A 19,598-nucleotide genomic window follows, 5' to 3' on the forward strand; every position below is an offset into this window, starting at 1 on the left:
GCCCAAGCAATGATTTTCGCTCACTGTGTCACGAACCCGCCTCAGCCCAGGCGCGATATGATTGGCACTCAGGCAGGTTGAGTGCCAACCTGCGGAGCACGCGCAGCGAGAGGTGAGGTGGATCGATGGTCTCCGAACGCAGCCTCGAAGTGCTCCGCGTGATCGTGCAGGACTACGTGGCCTCCCGCGAGCCGGTGGGCTCGAAGAGCATCGCCGAACGCCACTCCTTCGGTGTCTCCGCCGCCACCATCCGCAACGACATGGCGTTGCTGGAGGAGGAGGAGCTGATCGCGGCACCGCACACCTCGAGCGGTCGCATCCCCACCGACAAGGGCTACCGCCTGTTCGTCGACCATCTCTCCGAGATGCGTCCGCTCACCTCGGCCCAGCGTCACGCGATCGAGGCCTTCCTCGACTCCTCGGTCGACGTCGACGACGTGCTCGCGCGCACCGTGCGGCTGCTCTCGCAGCTCACCCATCAGGTCGCGCTCGTGCAGTACCCGCTGCGCTCGCAGGCGCGCGTGCGTCACATCGAGGTGGTGGCGCTCGCACCGCGCAAGCTCATGACGGTGATCATCACCGACAGCGGCCACGTGGAGCAGCGCATCGTCGATGTGCCGGGCGATGTCGACGACGAGTTGATCGGGCAGTTGCGCCAGCGCTTCAACGAGGCCGCGGGGGGCCGCGGGCTGATCGAGGCGGCGGGCGTGCTCGACGCGGTGGCCGACCGCTTCCCGGCCGCGCAGGCGGCGACGGCATCCGTGGTGGCCGCCACGCTGAAGGAGCAGGTCTCCGCCAACCGGCAGGAGAAACTCCTCATCGCCGGTGCGGCCAACCTCGTGCGTACCGAGGGCGACTTCCACGGCAGCATCCTCCCCGTGCTCGAGGCGGTGGAGGAGCAGGTGGTGCTGCTGCGTCTGTTCAGCGAGCTCGAGGCCGACCAGCGCGGCCTCGTGGTCTCGATCGGCCGCGAGAACGAATCGTTCGGGCTGGGCGAGACGTCGATTCTCGCGAGCGGCTACACGGGCATCGGCAGCGCCGTGTCGCGGCTCGGGGTTCTCGGCCCCACCCGCATGGACTACTCCAGCAACATCTCCGCGGTGCGGGCGGTGGCGCGCTACCTCTCCCGCACGCTGGGCGAGACCGGCAGCGCGAGCTGACCCGCGGCCGGCCGCGGCATCCGATTTTCATCTTTTCGATTCGAAGCGACAGAAGCGACAACGAAGGAGAAGCCCCTGGTGGCTGACCACTACGACGTGCTGGGCGTCTCGCGTGAGGCGACGCCCGAAGAGATCAAGAAGGCCTATCGCCGGCTCGCGCGCGAGCTGCACCCCGACGTGAACCCGAGCCCGGAGGCCCAGGAGACGTTCAAGCAGGTCACCCACGCCTACGACGTGCTGAGCGACCCTGGCCAGCGCCGCGACTACGACCGTGGCCCGCAGCAGGGCTTCGGTGGCGGAGGCGGACAGAACTTCGGCGGCTTCGGCGACATCTTCGAGACCTTCTTCGGCGGGCAGGGCGGCGGCAGCCGCGGCCCGAAGTCGCGCGCCGAGCGGGGCCAGGATGCTTTGCTGCGCGTGGAGGTCGACCTCGGCGAGGTGATCTTCGGCACGCACCGCGACATCGAGGTCGACACCGCCGTGCTCTGCGAGACCTGCACCGGGTCGTGCTGCGCGCCGGGAACCGCTCCCGTCACGTGCGACATCTGCCACGGCTCGGGGTCGATCCAGCGCACCGTCCGGTCGCTGCTCGGCAACGTCGTGACCAGCGCACCCTGCGGCACCTGCCGCGGCTACGGCACCGTCATGCCGAACCCGTGCCCCACCTGCCAGGGTCAGGGCCGCGTGCGCGCCCGCCGCACCCTGCCGGTCGACATCCCCGCGGGTGTCGACACCGGGCTGCGCCTGCAGCTGCCCGGCCAGGGCGAGGTCGGCCCCGCCGGCGGCCCGCAGGGCGACGTGTACCTCGAGATGAAGGTGCGTCACCACGACGTGTTCTCGCGCAACGACGACGATCTGCTCTGCACCCTCGAGGTGCAGATGTGGGATGCGGTGCTCGGCACCACCACCACGGTCAAGGCGCTCGACGGAGACATCGAGCTCGAGCTCAAGCCCGGCATCCAGAGCGCCGAGGTGCTCACGGTGAAGGGCCGGGGCGTGACGCACCTGCGGGGCAACGGCCGGGGCGACCTGCGGGTCGGCATCCAGGTGGTCACCCCCACGAAGCTCGACCACAAGCAGAAGGAGCTGATGAAGCAGCTCGCCGCCGCCCACAAGTATCCGGAGCCCTCGCTGGGGCAGTTCCAGCAGGGGCTGTTCGCGAAGCTCCGCGACCGCTTCCTGAACGTCTGAGCCGACGATGAGCTCCCTCTTCCTGCTCGAGGAACTGTCGGTGGTGCCGCACGAGATCGGCGACGTGGTCACCATCACGGGCGACGAGGCGCGGCATGCCGCGACGGTGAATCGGATGCGCGTCGGCGAGCACACCGCGATCGGCGACGGGCGGGGCCTGGTCGTGCAGGGCGTGGTGGTGCGGGCGGAGGCCAAGGAGCTCGAGCTCGCCGTGGAGCGCGTGCAGCGGCATCCGGAACCGTCTCCCCGTATCGTGCTGGTGCAGGCGCTCGCGAAGGGCGACCGCGACGAGCTCGCGGTGCAGTCGGCCACCGAGCTCGGGGTGTCGGGCGTCGTGCCGTGGCAGGCCGAGCGCTCGGTGTCGCGCTGGGTGGGCCCGAAGGCGGTCAAGGGCCGGGACCGGTGGGCCGCCATCGTGCGCGAGGCGGCGAAGCAGTCCATCCGGCCGTTCGTGCCCCACGTCGACGACCTGGTCGAGGTGACCGAGCTCATCCGCGACGGGGTGGCCGGCGGCTGCCGCATCGTCGTGCTCGAGCCGAGTGCCGAGGTGCGGCTGAGCTCGTTGCGGTTCGATGCCGACGACACCCGGGGCGTCCTGCTCGTGGTGGGCCCGGAGGGTGGCATCTCGCCCCGCGAGCTCGAGCAGCTGAGCGAGGCCGGTGCCGAGGTGGTGCGGCTCGGCGACGAGGTGCTCCGCACCTCCACCGCCGGCCCCGCCGCCGTGGCGGTGCTGAACGTGCTGCTCGGACGCTGGTAGCGAAACCCGCTCACGGCCCGTCGTCCCGCCCTCCTCACCGACGGTGGTCGAACCTACAATGGAGCCATGACCACCGAATCCCCGTCGCCGTCGATCTTCTCCCGCATCATCGCGCGCGAGATCCCGGCGAGCATCGTGCGCGAGACCGATCGGGTGATCGCGTTCGACGATGTCGCGCCGAAGGCTCCCGTGCACGTGCTGGTGGTGCCCAAGACCGAGCGGTACCGCGACGTGGTGGAGCTCGCCGCGGGCGACCCCGGCCTTCTGGCCGAGGTGGTCGAGGTGGCGAGGTCGATCGCCGAGGAGCGCGCCGACGGCGAGTTCCGTCTCGTGTTCAACACCGGTGAGAACGCCGGCCAGACCGTCTTCCATGTGCACGCCCACGTTCTCGCGGGCGGGCTGAAAGAGTAATTTGACCCCCACGAACCCTGCTTCCCCGGCCTCCGGCCCTCTCGGCGAGGCGAAGCTGCACGTCGACGGCATCGAGATGGTGCGACTGCTCGGCCCGCAAGACCGCCTGCTCACCACCGTGGAGCGCCAGTTCCCTCTGGTCTCGGTGCTGGTGCGCGGCAACGACATCACCCTCTCGGGCGACGCCACCCAGGTCGAGGCGGCCCGCCGACTCGTCGAGGAGCTGCTGCTGATGGTGCGTCAGGGCCACGACCTCACGCCCACCGAGGTGTCGTCGTCGGCGCGCATCCTCGAGAGCGACCGTGGCTCGAGCCCGGCCGAACTGCTCAGCCAGGCGATCGTCACCGCCCGCGGCAAGAGCGTGCGCCCGAAGACGCTGGGCCAGAAGGAGTACGTCGACTCGATCGACGAGAACACGGTCGTGTTCGGCATCGGTCCTGCCGGCACCGGCAAGACCTACCTCGCCATGGCGAAGGCCGTGCAGGCGCTGCAGCGCAAAGAGGTCGAGCGCATCATCCTCACCCGTCCGGCCGTCGAGGCGGGGGAGCGGCTCGGCTATCTGCCCGGCACGCTCACCGACAAGATCGACCCGTATCTGCGCCCGCTCTACGACGCGCTGAACGAGATGATGGACCCGGAGGTCGTGCCGAAGCTGCTCGCCATGGGCACCATCGAGGTGGCGCCGCTGGCCTACATGCGCGGCCGCACCCTGAACAACTCCTTCATCGTGCTCGACGAGGCGCAGAACACCACTCCCGAGCAGATGAAGATGTTCCTCACCCGCCTGGGCTTCGGCTCGAAGATGGTGGTCACGGGCGACATCACCCAGGTCGACCTGCCCGTGGGCACGAGCGGCCTGCAGGTCGTGAGCCGCATCCTCGACCGCATCGACGACATCCACTTCGCCACGCTCACCAGCGCCGACGTGGTGCGGCACACCCTGGTGGGCCAGATCGTCGACGCCTACACGAAGTACGACCAGGTGCAGCTGGCGCGCCAGCAGGGGCACGAGACGGGCACCGAGCGGGATCGCCGCTACAACAACGGAAAGCGGTAGGGACAGCCGGTGTCGATAGAGGTCAACAACGAGTCGTCGGTCGAGGTCGACGAGACGGCCCTGCTGCGGCTCGCGAGCTTCGCCCTCGACTTCCTGCACGTGCATCCGGATGCGGAGCTCGCGATCGTGCTGGTCGACGAGGCCGCCATGGAGCAACTGCACGTGCAGTGGATGGACGAGCCCGGCCCCACCGACGTGCTCAGCTTCCCGATGGACGAGCTGCGACCCGGTACCGAAGACGCGCCCACCCCGGCGGGCCTCCTCGGCGACGTGGTGCTCTGCCCGCAGGTGGCGGAGTCGCAGGCGCAGACCGCGGGCCACTCGACGCTGGAGGAGCTGCTGCTGCTCACCGCCCACGGCATCCTGCACCTGCTCGGCTTCGATCACGCCGACGCCGAAGAGGAGCGTGAGATGTTCGGCATCCAGCGCGACATCCTGGTGGGCTACGCGATGAGCGAGCGCCGCCGCCGGGTATGACGATCACCCTCTTCCTCCTGGCCGCCGTGGTGCTGGTCGCCCTGGGCGGCCTGTTCGCGTCGATCGACTCGGCGATGACGTCGCTCTCCCGCGGCGACCTGCTCGATCTCGCCGAGCGCTACCGGGCGAAGAGGTCGCTGCGGGCCATCGCGAACGACGTGGGCGCCCACCTGAACGCGGCGAACTTCGCCCGCGTGGTGTCGGAGACCACCGCGGCGGTGCTCGTGACGGTGGCGTTCGCGTTCACCATCGACGAGCTCTGGCTCGCTCTCGTGCTCTCGGCGGTGGTGATGATCGTGGTCTCGTTCGTGCTGGTGGGTTCGAGCCCGCGCAGCGTCGGCCGCGTGCATCCGCGCGTGGTGGTGCGGTACGGAGCGGTGCCGGTGCATCTCGTGCGCGTGGTGCTCGGCCCGATCGCGAACCTCCTGGTCGCCATCGGCGACCGCGTCACGCCGGCGCGGGCGCGCTCGGCCGGCTTCGCCTCGGAGGAGCAGCTGCTCAGCATGGTCGACGAGGCCACCGAGCTCGACGTGCTCGAGGAGGACGACCGCGAGCTCATCCACTCCATCCTGGAGTTCAACGACACCGTGGTGCGCGAGGTGATGGTGCCGCGAACCGACATGGTCACCATCGACGACGACGCCACCGTGGGGCACGGCCTCGGGCTCTTCCTCAGCAAGGGCGTCTCCCGCATCCCCGTGGTCGTCGACGACGACGTCGACGAGATCGCCGGCGTGCTGCACCTGCGCGACGTGGCGCGCGTGAGCTACGAGCGTCCCACCCTGGTCGACACGATGCCGGTGCGCGAGCTCGCGCGTCAGCCGCTGTTCATCCCGGAGTCGAAGAAGGTCGACGACACCCTGCGCCAGATGCAGACCGAGTCGAACCACCTCGCCATGGTCGTCGACGAGTACGGCGGCATCGCCGGGCTCGTGACCCTCGAAGACCTGATCGAGGAGCTCGTCGGCGACATCTCCGACGAGTACGACCGCGACGTGGTGGAGGTCGAGCCCACCGACGACGACGGGTACCGCGTGAGCGCCCGCCTGCCGGTCGACGAGCTCGGCGAGCTGTTCGACCTCGAGCTCGACGACGACGACGTCGACTCCGTGGGCGGACTGCTCACCAAGGCCCTCGGCCGCCTGCCCGAGGCGGGGTCCACCGCCGAGGTGCCCGGCCTCGTACTCACCGCCGACCGCATCGACGGCCGCCGCAAGCGCGTGGTGACGGTGCTCGTGCATCGCTCGACCACCGAGGCGCCCCCCACACGATCCACCCCCATCGAGGAGAACGCATGACCGACAACGACGCCGCCGGCCCCGCCGGCACCTCAGGCCCCGACGACTTCCGGGCCGGGTTCGTCACCTTCGTCGGCCGGCCGAACGTGGGCAAGTCGACGCTCACGAACGCCCTGGTGGGCGAGAAGGTCGCCATCACGAGCCCCAAGCCGCAGACCACCCGGCAGACCATCCGGGGCATCGTGCACGACCCGGCCGGCCAGCTCATCCTGGTCGACACCCCCGGGATGCACCGGCCCCGCACCCTGCTGGGCGAGCGCCTGAACTCGTTGGTGCAGTCCACCCTGGGAGACGTCGACGTGATCGGCTTCTGCCTGCCGGCCGACGAGAAGCTCGGCCCGGGCGACCGTTTCATCAACGAGCAGCTCGACCAGTACCCCAAGGCCAAGAAGGTCGCCATCGTCACGAAGATCGACTCGGCGTCGAAGCAGCAGGTGGGCGAGCAGCTGCTGGCCGTCTCGGAGCTGCGCGACTGGGAGACCGTCATCCCCGTGTCGGCGACCAGCCGCATCCAGCTCGACGTGCTGTCGAGCGAGCTCATCCGGTTGCTGCCCCGCTCGGAGCGGCTCTACCCCGACGACCAGTACACCGACGAGGGGCTGGAGAGCCGCATCTCCGAGCTCATCCGCGAGGCGGCCCTGGAGGGTGTGCGCGACGAGCTGCCGCACTCCATCGCGGTGACGATCGACGACATGCAGGAGCGCGACGACCGCGATCTGCTCGAGATCTACGCCAACCTGTTCGTCGAGCGCGACAGCCAGAAGGGCATCATCATCGGCCCGAAGGGGTCGCGGCTCGGCGAGGTGGGCGCCCGCGCCCGTGCCGAGATCGAGCCGCTGGTGGGCAAGCAGGTGTACCTCAACATCCGGGTCAAGGTGGCCAAGGACTGGCAGCGCGACCCGAAGCTCCTCGGTCGGCTCGGCTTCTGAGCCGGCATCCTGAACCCGTGCCTGATCGCCCGAGCGCCGCGAACCGATACCCTGTAGACGTGTCTTTCGCTTCGAACCCGTTCGGCCAGGTGCTGGTCGCCATGGTCACCCCGTTCACCGCCGACGGCGAGGTCGACTGGCCAGGCGTCGAGAAGCTCATCGACGACCTCATCGTGGGCGGGGCCGACGGCATCGTCGTCTCGGGCACCACGGGTGAGACGTCGACCCTCACCGACCCGGAGAAGATCCGGCTCGTCGAGGTGGGCAAAGACGTGGCCGCGGGCCGCGCCAAGATCATCACAGGCGGCGGCTCGAACGAGACCGCGCACGCCATGCAGCTCGCCCGGCAGAGCGAGAAGGCGGGGGCCGACGGCAACCTCGTCGTCACGCCGTACTACAACAAGCCCACCCAGGCGGGCATCCTCACGCACTTCCGCATGATCGCGGATGCGACGGACCTACCGGTCATCCTGTACGACATCCCCGGCCGCACCGGTGTGCCCATCACGTACGACACCATCCTGCGCCTGGCGAAGCACCCGAACATCCTGGCCGTCAAAGACGCCAAGGGCGACTTCAGCGAGGTGAGCCGCGTGCTCAACCAGACCGGGCTGCTCTACTTCTCGGGCGACGACGCGAACGTGCTGCCGCACATGGCGATCGGCGCCGCGGGCCTCATCGGGGTCACGGCCAACATCGCGCCTGCCCCTTACCGCGTGATCGTCGACGCCGTGAACGCGGGCGACCTCGCCACCGCCACGAGGGCGCACCAGGCGCTCGAGCCGCTCGTGCGTGCCGTGATGACGCACGTTCCCGGCACGGTCGCCGCCAAATACATCCTGCACGGGCTCGGCCGAATCTCCAGCCCGCGCGTCCGCCTGCCCCTCGTGGGGCCCGAGGAATGGGAGGCCGCGCAGATCGAGAGCGAGATCGATCTCGTGCGCGACATCCCGGGCCTGGACCTCGGCAACTTCCGCCCCGACCGCAACGCGGCCGCCGGCGGAGCCCTGCCGAAGGTGGCGGGCACCACCCGCTGACGCGGGCCTCATCCGCTCCGGCGGGTGCACAAGCCACTAGGCGCGCACGAAGCGCGAACCTCATTGAGAAGAAGAACAAGGAGGGCCCATGCAGAGCCCCATCACCACTCCTCCCATCCTGCCCGCCGGCACGCTGCGCGTCACCCCCGTGGGCGGCCTCGGCGAGATCGGCCGCAACATGACGGTCTACGAGTTCGAGGGCAAGCTCCTCGTCGTCGACTGCGGCGTGCTGTTCCCGGAAGAGAACCAGCCGGGCGTCGACCTGATCCTGCCCGACTTCAGCATCGTGCGCGACCGTCTCGCCGACGTGATCGGCATCGTGCTCACGCACGGCCACGAAGACCACATCGGCGCCGTGCCCTACCTGCTGAAGCTGCGCGAAGACATCCCGCTGATCGGCTCGGCCCTCACGCTCGCCCTCGTCGAGGCGAAGCTCAAGGAGCACCGCATCAAGCCCTACACGCTCGACGTGGCCGAGGGCCAGATCGAGAACCTCGGGCCGTTCGAGTGCGAGTTCGTGGCCGTGAACCACTCGATCCCGGATGCGCTGGCCGTCGCCATCAAGACCCCCGCCGGCGTCGTGCTGCACACGGGCGACTTCAAGATGGACCAGCTGCCGCTTGACGGCCGCCTCACCGACCTGCGCGCCTTCGCCCGCCTCGGCGAGCAGGGCGTCGACCTCTTCCTCCCCGACTCCACCAACGCCGACGTGCCGGGATTCACGCCCACCGAGCGCGAGATCGGCCCGGTGCTCGAGTCGATCATCGAGCGCGCTCCCCGTCGCGTGATCGTGGCCAGCTTCTCCAGCCACGTGCACCGCGTGCAGCAGGTCCTGGATGCGGCAGCCGCGAACGGCCGCCGGGTCGCGCTGCTGGGTCGCTCGATGGTACGCAACATGACCATCGCCGCCGAACTCGGCTACCTCAAGGTGCCCGAGGGCGTCCTGGTCGACTTCAAGAAGGCCGGAGACATCCCCGACGACAAGATCGTCTACATGTCCACCGGGTCGCAGGGCGAGCCGATGGCCGTCCTCTCGCGCATGGTCAACAACGAGCACCAGATCGAGGTGGGCCCTGGTGACACCGTCATCCTCGCCTCGAGCCTCATCCCCGGCAACGAGAACGCCGTGTACCGCATCATCAACGGCCTCACCAAGCTCGGCGCCAACGTCGTGCACAAGGCCAACGCCAAGGTGCACGTCTCGGGTCACGCGGCCGCGGGCGAGCTGCTCTACTGCTACAACATCCTGAAGCCGAAGAACGTGCTCCCCGTGCACGGCGAGTACCGTCACCTGGTGGCGAACCAGAAGCTCGCCATCGAGTCGGGCGTGCCCCGCGAGAACACGATCATCGCGGAGGACGGCACGGTCATCGACCTGAAGGACGGCGTGGCCACGGTTGTCGGCCAGCACGACCTCGGCTTCGTCTACGTCGACGGCTCGTCGGTGGGCGAGATCACCGACGCCGATCTGAAAGACCGCCGCATCCTGGGCGAGGAGGGCTTCATCTCCATCGTCGTGGTGGTGGAGGCCCAGACCGGCCGCATCGTGGTGGGCCCCGACATCCACGCGAAGGGCTTCGCCGAAGACGCGAGCGTGTTCGACGCCGTCAAGCCCAAGATCAGCGCCGCCCTCGCGGAGGCCGCGCAGAACGGCGTGCGCGATTCGCACGCCCTGCAGCAGGTCGTGCGCCGCACGGTCGGCCGCTGGGTGAACTCGAGCCTGCGCCGCCGCCCGATGATCGTGCCGCTCGTCATCGAGGCGTAACCGGCGTCGATTTCACAACACCCGTGGCCGGTGACCGGCCGATGCCATCGGCCACGGGTAGCGTGAAACCATGGCCACCAGTAGTAAGTCGACGCCGCGCAAACCGGCGTCCACCACGCGCGGGTCGGCCGCGACGCCTCGCAAGACGCCCACCCGTGCGGCCGCGTCGAAGACCGCCGCGCAGAAGACCGTGAAGTACCCGGTCATGCAGGAGGAGCAGGGGCCGAACCCGCTCACCCGGCTGTGGCTCGCTCTCGCGCACGTCACCGGCGGCGCGGCCCGGGCTTTCGGGCCCGAGAAGCTGGCCAAGGAGGAGCGCCGAGACGGCCTTCCGTTCTTCTTCTTCGTGCTCGCCGTGTCGGGTGCGATCGTGGAGTGGTTCCTCGCCTCCAACGCGGTGGCGGTGTCGATCAACGCGTGGACGTTCGGCGGCCTGTTCGGCCGTGTCTCCTACGCGCTGCCCGTCATCCTGCTGCTGTTGGCTCTGTGGCTGTTCCGGCATCCGAACTCGGTGCACGACAACGGCCGCATCGGCATCGGCCTCGCCGTGTTCCTGGTGTCGGTGTCGGGCCTCTGCCACATCTTCAGTCAGGCGCCCGACCCGTCGCAGGGCATGGACGTGCTGGCCCTCGCCGGTGGCGTGATCGGCTGGATCGCCGCCGCCCCGCTCGCGGCCCTGATCACGCCCGCGGGCTCGGCAGCCGTGCTCATCGTGTTCCTGGCGCTGTCGCTGTTCATCATCACCAAGACGCCCCCGAACCGCATCGGCCGGCGCCTGCGCGAGCTCTACGCCTACCTCTTCGGCGAGCCCGCACCCGAGGAGCAGGCACAGGCCGGTGAGACCGCACCCGTGGCCGCCAAGCGCAACCGCCGAGGCAAAGCGGCCGACGACGATGTGAACATGCTCGACCTCGACGCGACGCCCGAGGAGTCGGGAGCCCTGCCCTGGTGGCGCCGCAACTCCAGCGGTCGCGAGGAAGACCCGGAGTCGGCCGCTCCGCCGCTCTCGCCGCGCATCGAAGACCGCACCCCGGCGCCCGAGGAGCCGTTCGCGATCGCGGCCGAGTTCGACAGTGCGCGGTTCGACGGCACGAATTCGGACAGCACCGAGAACTTCGGCAACGATCTGCTGCACGACATCGAGGCGGCCGAGCAGGCCATCAAGCGCGTGACGGGCGAGGTGCTGCCGGGCCGCCTGCAGACCACGGGTCTCCTCGACGACGAATCCACCGAGGCGCTGCCCGCCTTCGCCACCCCGATCCCGGATGCCCCGGTCGACATCACCGGCACCGGCGAGGTCGAGGGGCTCACCCCTGCCCCCGCCTCCGACCCGGCGAACTACCGTCTGCCGTCGGTGTCGAACCTCTCCGTGGGCGAGCCGTCGAAGGCCCGCTCGGCCGTGAACGACGACATCGTGCGGGCGATCACGGATGTCCTGAGCCAGTTCTCGGTCGACGCGTCGGTGACGGGCTTCTCCCGTGGCCCCACCGTCACCCGGTACGAGATCGAGCTGGGACCGGGCGTCAAGGTCGAGCGGGTCACCGCGCTGTCGAAGAACCTGTCGTACGCGGTCGCCTCGAACGAGGTGCGCATCCTGTCGCCCATCCCGGGCCGAAGCGCCATCGGCATCGAGATCCCGAACACCGACCGCGAGGTGGTGTCGCTCGGCGACGTGCTGCGGTCGCAGAAGGCCATGACCGACCCGCACCCGATGACCATCGGCGTGGGCAAAGACGTCGAGGGCAAGTTCGTGCTCGCCAACCTCGCGAAGATGCCCCACCTCCTGGTGGCCGGTTCGACCGGCTCGGGCAAGTCGAGCTTCATCAACTCGATGGTCACGAGTGTGCTCATGCGCGCCAAGCCCAGCGAGGTGCGGATGGTGCTGATCGACCCGAAGCGCGTCGAGCTCACGGCCTACCAGGGCGTGCCCCACCTGATCACCCCCATCATCACCAACCCCAAGAAGGCGGCCGAGGCGCTGTCGTGGGTGGTGAAGGAGATGGACATGCGGTACGACGACCTCGAGAGCTTCGGGTTCCGTCACATCGACGACTTCAACCGCGCCGTCATCGCCGGCGAGATCCAGCTGCCGCCGGCCTCGCAGCGCGTGCTGAAGCCCTACCCCTACCTCCTCGTCGTGGTCGATGAGCTCGCCGACCTCATGATGGTCGCTCCCCGCGACGTCGAGGACTCGATCGTGCGCATCACCCAGCTCGCCCGCGCCTCCGGCATCCACCTGGTGCTCGCCACGCAGCGGCCCTCGGTCGACGTGGTGACCGGCCTGATCAAAGCCAACGTGCCCTCGCGGCTCGCCTTCGCGGTGACGAGCGTCACCGACTCCCGCGTCATCCTCGACCAGCCGGGCGCCGACAAGCTGATCGGCGGCGGAGACGCGCTCTTCCTGCCGATGGGGTCGTCGAAGTCCATCCGGGTGCAGGGCGCCTGGGTCACGGAGAACGAGATCGCCAAGGTGGTCGAGCACGTCACCCGACAGGCGCGCCCCGAGTACCGCGACGACGTCGCCGTGGTGGCCGAGAAGAAGCAGATCGACGCCGACATCGGAGACGATCTCGAGCTGCTGCTCGCGGCCGCCGAACTCGTCGTGAACACCCAGTTCGGCTCCACCTCGATGCTCCAGCGCAAGCTCAAGGTGGGCTTCGCCAAGGCGGGCCGCCTGATGGACCTGCTGGAGTCGCGTGAGATCGTGGGCCCTTCCGAGGGCTCGAAGGCGCGAGACGTGCTCGTCACGGCCGAGCAGCTGCCCGAGGTGCTGGCCATGATCCGCGGCGGCTCGTCGGCGGGGGCATCGGCGGCGTCGGCTGCCGCGGCCGCCACGACCTCTGCGGCGGCATCGTCGGCGCCCGGACTGGTGGGCGACCGCTACGGCTCCGATGCGGTGTCGGCGTCGCTCGACCAGTACCCTGAGGTCGAGGGCGACACCGACGAAGACGCCTGGGGACTGACCGGCAGGGAGTAACACGTGAGCAGCACCGAGCACACGAACGGCGCGGTGTCGAAGCCGAGCAACTGGAACCTGCCGAACGCGATCACGATCGTGCGCATCCTGCTCGCCCCGGTGTTCTTCGTGATGCTGCTGGCGGATGGCGGCGCCGACGGGTGGTTGCGCTGGGCGGCCGCCGTGCTGTTCATCCTCGCCATCGCCACCGACGGCATCGACGGCCACATCGCGCGCAGCCGCAACCTCGTCACCGACCTGGGCAAGCTGCTCGACCCGATCGCCGACAAGGTGCTCACCGGGGCCGCGCTGGTCGGATTGTCCATCCTGAACGAGCTGCCGTGGTGGGTCACGATCGTCATCCTCGTGCGCGAGGTGGGCATCACGGTCTGGCGCTTCGTGCAACTCTCCGACCGCGTCATCCCGGCATCGCGGGGCGGCAAACTGAAGACCCTGGTGCAGTCGGTGGCCATCTCGCTCGCCCTGCTGCCGTTCCCGACCCTGTTCGGCGACTGGGTGAACTGGGTGAACGCGGTGCTCATGGCACTCGCGGTCATCCTCACCGTGGTGACCGGAATCGACTACCTGGTCCAGGCCTGGCGGCTCAACCGGGCGCCCAAGAGCACAGCGTGACCGGTTCGACCTTCGAGGCCGCGGAGCGGATCGTGTCCGTGCTGTCGGCGCGTCAGCTCACCATCGGTGTCGCCGAGTCGCTCACCGGCGGGCTTCTGACCGCGGCGCTGGTGGAGGTTCCCGGCGCATCCGCGGTGCTCCGCGGGGGAGTGGTGGCCTACGACACCGCCGTCAAGCACAGCCTGCTGCAGGTCGACGCCGAGGTGCTCGCGGCCCACGGCCCCGTGCATCCGGATGTCGCGATGCAGATGGCGGTGGGGGTGCGCCGAGCGCTGGCCGTCGACGGCGTGGAACCCGGGGTCGGCATCGCCACCACCGGCGTCGCGGGTCCCGGGCCGCAGGACGGGCACCCGGCCGGAACGGCCTTCATCGGGCTGGCCGTTGGCCGCGACGTGCGGAGCATCGAGCTCGCCGTCGAGGGCGATCGAGCCGCCGTCCGGGCCGCTGTGACCGCCCGCGCACTCGCCCTCCTGGAGGAGTTCCTGTGAGCTTGCCGGGCCGGTGGGCACCGGGAATGCACCGCGTTTCGATCTCGTTACATCTGAAGTCATTCACAAGATATGTCCAGTCCCCGTCGTCTAGAGTTTCTGCTACGAACCACCGAAAAGGGCGGTTCGAGTGCCACTCGACAACACCGTGACTGAACGCAAGGAGGGTCCAGTGATTCTAGTTCGTCAAGAAATCGGCGACGTGCTTCGGGACTTCCGCCTGCAGAAGGGCCGCACCCTTCGTCAAGTGGCAAGTAAGGCGAGCGTCGCGCTCGGCTACCTGAGCGAGGTCGAGCGTGGTCAGAAAGAGGCCTCGAGCGAGATCCTCGCCTCGGTGGCCGACGCACTCGACACGCCCATCTCGGTGATCATGCGCGAAGTCGGAGACCGGCTCGCCATCGTCGAGGGCATCGATCCCATTCCCGACACGGTTCCCGACGAGTTCGTCGCCGGCTTCGACGCCGACCTCGTCGCCCGCTGAGGGTGCGCCTGAGCGAGTTCCGTCAGGCTGTCGCCGACGAGTTCGGAGACGCCTACGGCCAGGTGGTCACACGTGACCTCAACCTGGTCGACCTGGGTGATCGCACGCCCGAACAGGCCCTGAGGGCCGGCATCGCCCCGCGAGAGGTGTGGATCGCGGTCTGCCGGGCGGCCGACGTGCCCGAGTCGCGTCGCCACGGTGCCGGGTTGCCGGCCCAGCCCAGGAACTGACGCCGGCCCCGGCGCTGAAGCCGGCTGTGAAGAGCCCCGGATCCGTCCGGGGCTCTTCGTCGTTCCCACCCCGATTCCGGATGCCGAAGTCGTCGACACGCCGACTTCGGGTCTCGAACATATCTTCGGGAGTGCGTAGTGTTCTGCACAGCGGGAGCATCGAAGACGTTCTCCACAGATGAGCACCGGCCACGACTGATGTCGGGGGTGGTGCCTACCGTGGGAACTGTTCGATGAACTCCTGAACGCCTTGTCGTTGCCCGGCCGGAAGATCGGACACACGACAGCCTGTGGGCACACCATCGCGAGCACGGAGCACCGCTCCGGCCGCACGACCGAAAGAAGCCGAAATGCCGTCAGACGCCAACCGCGAAAAAGCACTCGAGACCGCTCTCGCCCAGATCGACCGGCAATTCGGCAAGGGGTCGGTGATGCGCCTCGGCAGCGACGACCGGGCCCCGGTCGAGGTCGTCCCCACCGGCTCAATCGCCTTGGATGTCGCGCTCGGCATCGGCGGACTTCCGCGCGGCCGCATCGTCGAGATCTACGGGCCGGAGTCGTCGGGTAAGACCACGCTCACCCTGCACGCCATCGCCAACGCCCAGCGGGCCGGCGGTATCGCGGCCTTCATCGACGCCGAGCACGCGCTCGACCCGGAGTACGCCAAGAAGCTCGGGGTCGACATCGACTCGCTGCTGGTCTCCCAGCCCGACACGGGGGAGCAGGCGCTCGAGATCGCCGACATGCTCGTGCGCTCGGGCTCGATCGACCTCATCGTCATCGACTCCGTGGCGGCCCTGGTGCCCCGCGCCGAGATCGAGGGCGAGATGGGTGACTCCCACGTGGGTCTGCAGGCCCGCCTCATGTCTCAGGCGCTGCGAAAGCTCACGGGTGGCCTGAACCAGACGAACACCACCATGATCTTCATCAACCAGCTGCGTGAGAAGATCGGCGTCTTCTTCGGCAGCCCGGAGACCACGGCCGGCGGTAAGGCGCTCAAGTTCTACGCCTCCGTGCGGCTCGACATCCGCCGCATCGAGACCTTGAAAGAGGGCACCGAAGCCGTCGGCAACCGCACCCGTGTGAAGGTCGTGAAGAACAAGATGGCGCCGCCGTTCAAGCAGGCCGAGTTCGACATCCTGTACGGCGTCGGCATCTCCCGCGAGGGCAGCCTGATCGACTTCGGAGTGGAGCACGAGATCGTGCGCAAGTCGGGGGCGTGGTACACCTACGACGGAGATCAGCTCGGGCAGGGCAAGGAGAACTCGCGTCGCTTCCTGAAGGAGAACCCCGACATCGCACTCGAGATCGAGAACAAGATCCTGGCGAAGCTGGGCGTCGGCGAAGTCGGTGCTGCTGCGGCAGCGGCTGCCGCCGCCGCGGCGCCCAACGTCGAGCCCATCGCCCCGAAGCTGGCCGCCGGCCGCAAGGGTGCGTAGTCGCGCGATGAACGACATCATCAGCCTCGATGCCGCGCGACGGGAGCGCTCGAGCCGCTCGAGCCATCCCTCGCGCGGCTCGAGGGCTGGTGCGGCTGCGTCTGGTGTCGACGACGACGACTTCGACGACGAGCCCGAACTCAGCGATGAGGAGCGGCTCGCGCGCGTCAGCGACACGGTAGTGCGTGCGCTCGGCCGCCGGCAGCTGTCGGCGGGCGAGACGCGGGAGCTGCTGATGGCGCAGGGTGCAGCGCCGGAGGAAGCCGACGAGCTCGTAGCCCGCTACGAAGAACTCGGCTACCTCGACGACGCAGCCCTCGCCGAGGCTTTGGTCGAGAAGCTGTCGGAGCGCAACCACAAGAGCCGCGGAGTCATCTCCCGGGAGCTCTCGGCCCGCAAGATCCCGGCCGAGCTCATCTCGGTCGCGCTCGAGAACCTCGACGACGATCACGAGTTCTCCCTCGCGCTGGAGGCGGCTACCAAGCGGGTCAGTCAGCTCTCGGCCTACGACGAGCAGACTGTCGAGCGTCGGCTGATGGGCTTCCTGAGCCGGCGTGGTTTCAGCTCCGGGGTGGTGCGCGAGGCGACGCGGCGGGCCATGAGTACCCGCAAGACCTTCGGCGGCCCGCGCTTCCGCTGAGCGCGATGAGGAGCGGTGCCGCGTTCGTTCGTAGACTGGAGCGATCATGAGCACCGTCAGTGAAGCCCCCACCCTCATCGCGACGTCGCCCGCGGCGCGCACCCTCGAGGGGCGAGCCCGCACCTACGAGGTGCGCACGTTCGGCTGCCAGATGAACGTGCACGACTCGGAGCGCCTGAGCGGGTCGCTGGAGGCGGCGGGCTACGTGAAGGCCGACGGCTCCGAGCCCGACATCGTGGTCATCAACACCTGCGCCGTGCGCGAGAACGCCGACAACAAGCTCTACGGCAACCTCGGTCAGCTCGCCTCGGTGAAGCGGCGCCACGAAGGTATGCAGATCGCCGTGGGCGGCTGCCTGGCCCAGAAAGACAAGAACGTCATCCTGGAGAAGGCACCGTGGGTCGACGTGGTGTTCGGCACCCACAACATGGGGGCGTTGCCGAAGCTCCTTGAGCGCGCCCGTCACAACGATGCGGCCGAGATCGAGATCCTCGAGTCGCTCGAGACGTTCCCCTCCACGCTGCCCACCAAGCGAGACTCCACCTACAGCGGTTGGGTGTCGATCTCGGTCGGCTGCAACAACACCTGCACCTTCTGCATCGTGCCGGCACTCCGCGGCAAGGAGCGCGACCGGCGGCCCGGCGAGGTGCTCGCCGAGATCCAAGCGTTGGTCGACGACGGGGCCATCGAGGTGACCCTGCTCGGCCAGAACGTCAATTCCTACGGGGTGGAGTTCGGCGACCGCCTCGCGTTCGGAAAGCTGCTGCGCGCGGCAGGCACCATCCCGGGGCTTGAGCGCATCCGGTTCACCAGCCCGCACCCGGCCGCGTTCACCGACGACGTGATCGATGCCATGGCCGAGACGCCCGCGGTGATGCCGCAGCTGCACATGCCGCTGCAGTCGGGCTCGGATCGCATCCTGCGCGCGATGCGCCGCTCCTACCGCTCGTCGAAATTCCTCGGCATCCTCGACCGGGTGCGCGCGAAGATGCCGGATGCGGCCATCTCGACCGACATCATCGTGGGCTTCCCCGGCGAGACGGAAGAGGACTTCCTCGAGACGATGCGCGTGGTCGAGGAGGCCCGCTTCGCGTCGGCGTTCACGTTCCAGTACTCCATCCGGCCCGGTACTCCGGCGGCCACGATGCCCGACCAGGTGCCGCACGCGGTCGTGCAGGAGCGCTACGAGCGGCTCGCCGCCCTGCAGGACCGCATCTCGCTGGAGGAGAACCAGAAGATGGTCGGCCGCCGGGTGGATCTCATCGTGGCGAACGGCGAGGGCCGTAAAGACACCGCCACGAACCGGCTCAGCGGTCGGGCGGAAGACAGCCGCCTCGTGCACTTCGAGGTGCCGGCCGGATCCGCTCGTCCGCGGCCGGGTGACGTGGTCTCGGTCACCGTCACGCAGGCCGCTCCCTTCCACCTCATCGCCGACACCGACGGTGCGCCGCTCGAGGTGCGCCGCACCCGGGCGGGGGATGCCTGGGATCGGGCGGAGGCCGAGTCGTGCGGTGTGCCCACGGGTGCCTCCGCGACATCCGGAGCCGCCAGCGGCTCGCCCCGGCCGGTCTCGTTGGGTCTGCCGAGCCTGCGCATCGGTAGCCCGGCTGCGCCGAGGGCTCAGGACCACGGTGTCGCCGCGGTTCCGATCTACAGCGCCACCGACGATCTGCGCGGGTAGCGGCGCATGGACGACGCGTCGCCCTCGCTGATCGCGGTGGTCGGGGCGACCGGTACCGGCAAGTCCGACCTGTCGCTCACCCTGGCCGAACGCATCGAGCGCGCCGGCGGGTTCGCCGAGGTGGTCAACGCCGACGCCATGCAGCTCTACCGCGGGATGGACATCGGCACGGCCAAGCTCGCGCCCGCCGAGCGCCGCGGGGTGCCGCACCACCTGTTCGACGTGCTGGCCGTCACCGACGAGGCCTCCGTCGCCGCCTATCAGCGCGACGCCCGGGCTGCGGTGGACGACATCCTGGCCCGCGGCGGCACCGCCCTGCTGGTGGGAGGGTCGGGCCTGTATGTGTCGTCGGTTCTGTTCGACTTCCAGTTCCCGGCGCGCGACGAAGCCGTGCGGGCCCGCCTGGAGGGCGAGCTCGAGTCGACCGGAGTCCGTTCGCTGTACGACCGGCTGAAGGCCATCGATCCCGCGGCGGCCGAGTCGATCGGCCAGTTCAACGGCCGCCGGCTCGTGCGCGCGCTCGAAGTGGTGGAGCTCACCGGCGAGCCGGTCTCCGGCACCCTGCCCGACGAGCCGGTGCGCTGGCGACCGTCGGCGGTGGTGCGGCTCGGTGTCGACCGGGCGCGGCTCGTCGAGCGTCTCGACGCTCGGGTCGAGCGCATGTGGGCTGCCGGCCTGGTTCAGGAGGTGGCGTCGCTCGTGCCGCTCGGGCTCCGCGACGGGGTCACGGCCTCGCGGGCCATCGGCTACGCGCAAGCGCTCGCGCAGCTCGACGGCACCGCCGACGAGGGTCAGGCTGTGGCCGAGGCCCAAGCCCTCACCCGCCGCTACGCCCGACGGCAGGTGAGCTGGTTCAAGCGGTACCCGGGGGCGCTCGACGTCGACGCCCTGGATTCCGAGGCCCTCGACGCCGTGGCGTCATCCGTTCTCCGTCAGCGAGACCTCGACGGAGCGGGGGCCTAGATGGT

General features: G+C 69.2%; 19 protein-coding genes. All 19 read left to right on the forward strand.

Annotated features, from left to right (window positions below; genetic code table 11):
• Positions 1-125: 125 nt before the first annotated feature.
• The 19 genes from hrcA to miaA all read left to right on the forward strand — a co-directional run bounded on the left by hrcA (position 126) and on the right by miaA (position 19,593).
• On the forward strand, positions 126-1,160 hold the full coding sequence (hrcA, locus tag ACEXOR_RS05405; RefSeq protein ID WP_374848378.1) for a heat-inducible transcriptional repressor HrcA: 1,035 nt from the start codon (positions 126-128) through the stop codon (positions 1,158-1,160).
• Positions 1,161-1,238: 78 nt separating this feature from the next.
• On the forward strand, positions 1,239-2,351 hold the full coding sequence (gene dnaJ, locus ACEXOR_RS05410; protein WP_374848380.1) for a molecular chaperone DnaJ: 1,113 nt from the start codon (positions 1,239-1,241) through the stop codon (positions 2,349-2,351).
• Positions 2,352-2,358: 7 nt separating this feature from the next.
• Complete coding sequence (locus ACEXOR_RS05415; RefSeq protein ID WP_374848381.1) at positions 2,359-3,108, forward strand: 16S rRNA (uracil(1498)-N(3))-methyltransferase; 750 nt, start codon at positions 2,359-2,361, stop codon at positions 3,106-3,108.
• A gap of 66 nt (positions 3,109-3,174) precedes the next feature.
• Positions 3,175-3,519, forward strand: a complete 345-nt coding sequence (locus tag ACEXOR_RS05420; RefSeq protein ID WP_374848382.1) for a histidine triad nucleotide-binding protein — start codon at positions 3,175-3,177, stop codon at positions 3,517-3,519.
• Positions 3,520-3,595: 76 nt separating this feature from the next.
• Positions 3,596-4,576: a PhoH family protein gene (locus ACEXOR_RS05425; protein ID WP_374848439.1), complete on the forward strand. Its 981-nt coding sequence runs from the start codon at positions 3,596-3,598 to the stop codon at positions 4,574-4,576.
• A gap of 9 nt (positions 4,577-4,585) precedes the next feature.
• Positions 4,586-5,053, forward strand: coding sequence for an rRNA maturation RNase YbeY (gene ybeY, locus ACEXOR_RS05430; RefSeq protein ID WP_374848383.1), 468 nt, complete (start codon positions 4,586-4,588; stop codon positions 5,051-5,053).
• Positions 5,050-6,351, forward strand: a complete 1,302-nt coding sequence (locus ACEXOR_RS05435; protein WP_374848384.1) for a hemolysin family protein — start codon at positions 5,050-5,052, stop codon at positions 6,349-6,351. Before ybeY ends, ACEXOR_RS05435 begins: the two co-directional genes overlap by 4 nt.
• On the forward strand, positions 6,348-7,280 hold the full coding sequence (gene era, locus ACEXOR_RS05440) for a GTPase Era (RefSeq protein WP_374848385.1): 933 nt from the start codon (positions 6,348-6,350) through the stop codon (positions 7,278-7,280). Before ACEXOR_RS05435 ends, era begins: the two co-directional genes overlap by 4 nt.
• A gap of 59 nt (positions 7,281-7,339) precedes the next feature.
• Positions 7,340-8,317 (forward strand): 4-hydroxy-tetrahydrodipicolinate synthase, encoded by a 978-nt coding sequence (gene dapA / locus ACEXOR_RS05445; protein ID WP_374848386.1) that lies wholly within the window; start codon positions 7,340-7,342, stop codon positions 8,315-8,317.
• Between the two features lie 88 nt (positions 8,318-8,405).
• Positions 8,406-10,082, forward strand: a complete 1,677-nt coding sequence (locus tag ACEXOR_RS05450) for a ribonuclease J (RefSeq protein WP_374848388.1) — start codon at positions 8,406-8,408, stop codon at positions 10,080-10,082.
• Between the two features lie 70 nt (positions 10,083-10,152).
• Positions 10,153-13,059, forward strand: coding sequence for an FtsK/SpoIIIE family DNA translocase (locus ACEXOR_RS05455; protein ID WP_374848389.1), 2,907 nt, complete (start codon positions 10,153-10,155; stop codon positions 13,057-13,059).
• Positions 13,060-13,062: 3 nt separating this feature from the next.
• Positions 13,063-13,671, forward strand: coding sequence for a CDP-diacylglycerol--glycerol-3-phosphate 3-phosphatidyltransferase (gene pgsA, locus ACEXOR_RS05460; RefSeq protein WP_374848390.1), 609 nt, complete (start codon positions 13,063-13,065; stop codon positions 13,669-13,671).
• Complete coding sequence (locus ACEXOR_RS05465) at positions 13,668-14,159, forward strand: CinA family protein (protein ID WP_374848391.1); 492 nt, start codon at positions 13,668-13,670, stop codon at positions 14,157-14,159. The genes pgsA and ACEXOR_RS05465 overlap by 4 nt, the downstream gene beginning before the upstream one ends.
• Positions 14,160-14,331: 172 nt before the next feature.
• Positions 14,332-14,640, forward strand: coding sequence for a helix-turn-helix domain-containing protein (locus ACEXOR_RS05470; RefSeq protein WP_374848440.1), 309 nt, complete (start codon positions 14,332-14,334; stop codon positions 14,638-14,640).
• A 2-nt stretch (positions 14,641-14,642) separates the two neighbouring features.
• Positions 14,643-14,870: a DUF3046 domain-containing protein gene (locus ACEXOR_RS05475; RefSeq protein WP_374848392.1), complete on the forward strand. Its 228-nt coding sequence runs from the start codon at positions 14,643-14,645 to the stop codon at positions 14,868-14,870.
• A 350-nt stretch (positions 14,871-15,220) separates the two neighbouring features.
• Positions 15,221-16,309 carry a recombinase RecA gene (gene recA, locus ACEXOR_RS05480; protein WP_374848394.1) on the forward strand — a complete coding sequence of 363 codons (1,089 nt, stop codon included), beginning with the start codon at positions 15,221-15,223 and terminating at the stop codon, positions 16,307-16,309.
• Positions 16,310-16,316: 7 nt separating this feature from the next.
• Complete coding sequence (locus tag ACEXOR_RS05485; RefSeq protein WP_374848395.1) at positions 16,317-16,949, forward strand: regulatory protein RecX; 633 nt, start codon at positions 16,317-16,319, stop codon at positions 16,947-16,949.
• A 46-nt stretch (positions 16,950-16,995) separates the two neighbouring features.
• Entirely contained in the window at positions 16,996-18,630 is a 1,635-nt protein-coding gene (gene miaB, locus ACEXOR_RS05490; protein ID WP_374848396.1) for a tRNA (N6-isopentenyl adenosine(37)-C2)-methylthiotransferase MiaB, read from the forward strand.
• A 6-nt stretch (positions 18,631-18,636) separates the two neighbouring features.
• Positions 18,637-19,593: a tRNA (adenosine(37)-N6)-dimethylallyltransferase MiaA gene (miaA, locus tag ACEXOR_RS05495; protein WP_374848397.1), complete on the forward strand. Its 957-nt coding sequence runs from the start codon at positions 18,637-18,639 to the stop codon at positions 19,591-19,593.
• Positions 19,594-19,598 lie beyond the last annotated feature (5 nt).

The sequence above is a fragment of the Herbiconiux liangxiaofengii genome, assembly GCF_041927335.1.
GTDB lineage: Bacteria > Actinomycetota > Actinomycetes > Actinomycetales > Microbacteriaceae > Herbiconiux > Herbiconiux liangxiaofengii.

Coding starts and splice junctions, on each gene's coding strand:
- era (WP_374848385.1), top strand. CDS start 6,348: ATGACCGACAACGACGCCGCCGGCCCCGCCGGCACCTCAGGCCCCGAC.
- ACEXOR_RS05450 (WP_374848388.1), top strand. CDS start 8,406: ATGCAGAGCCCCATCACCACTCCTCCCATCCTGCCCGCCGGCACGCTG.
- ACEXOR_RS05485 (WP_374848395.1), top strand. CDS start 16,317: ATGAACGACATCATCAGCCTCGATGCCGCGCGACGGGAGCGCTCGAGC.
- ACEXOR_RS05420 (WP_374848382.1), top strand. CDS start 3,175: ATGACCACCGAATCCCCGTCGCCGTCGATCTTCTCCCGCATCATCGCG.
- hrcA (WP_374848378.1), top strand. CDS start 126: ATGGTCTCCGAACGCAGCCTCGAAGTGCTCCGCGTGATCGTGCAGGAC.
- recA (WP_374848394.1), top strand. CDS start 15,221: ATGCCGTCAGACGCCAACCGCGAAAAAGCACTCGAGACCGCTCTCGCC.
- ACEXOR_RS05435 (WP_374848384.1), top strand. CDS start 5,050: ATGACGATCACCCTCTTCCTCCTGGCCGCCGTGGTGCTGGTCGCCCTG.
- miaA (WP_374848397.1), top strand. CDS start 18,637: ATGGACGACGCGTCGCCCTCGCTGATCGCGGTGGTCGGGGCGACCGGT.
- ACEXOR_RS05415 (WP_374848381.1), top strand. CDS start 2,359: ATGAGCTCCCTCTTCCTGCTCGAGGAACTGTCGGTGGTGCCGCACGAG.
- ACEXOR_RS05455 (WP_374848389.1), top strand. CDS start 10,153: ATGGCCACCAGTAGTAAGTCGACGCCGCGCAAACCGGCGTCCACCACG.
- ACEXOR_RS05425 (WP_374848439.1), top strand. CDS start 3,596: ATGGTGCGACTGCTCGGCCCGCAAGACCGCCTGCTCACCACCGTGGAG.
- miaB (WP_374848396.1), top strand. CDS start 16,996: ATGAGCACCGTCAGTGAAGCCCCCACCCTCATCGCGACGTCGCCCGCG.